This is a genomic window from Vibrio sp. OPT46 (assembly GCF_015163535.1).
Classification (GTDB): domain Bacteria; phylum Pseudomonadota; class Gammaproteobacteria; order Enterobacterales; family Vibrionaceae; genus Vibrio; species Vibrio alginolyticus.
The window spans coordinates 1-257 of the sequence record NZ_JADDYG010000626.1 but is presented as its reverse complement, the minus strand read 5'-3'; the positions used below and the strand labels follow the sequence as shown (position 1 = coordinate 257).

Annotated in this window: 1 protein-coding gene; it reads right to left on the bottom strand. The window is 42.0% G+C overall.

Annotated elements, in window-relative coordinates; all coding sequences use genetic code 11:
* Positions 1-257: hypothetical protein (locus IQR33_RS34185; RefSeq protein WP_228014099.1), on the bottom strand; the 257-nt coding region annotated here is incomplete at both ends.

Genomic DNA, 257 nt, shown 5'->3' with positions numbered 1-257 from the left:
GCCGCTGCTTTTGCGTTTTCATTTGTCGAGTGAACGGCCATTAGTGCGGACCAGTTATTCAACTTCTGCGCCTCAGGCCAATCTGATTTTATGTCTCCACTCATTGCAAGTTGTTCAGTTAAGTTCCAAGTGAACTTTGGAAAATTGCTTGCCAGCCAATACGTCTTACATTCGTTTGCTTCATCTATTTCATCATCAAGAGAGGAATCGAAAAGGTTTATACTTGGAATCCATGAGAATACAGAACGGCAGAAACT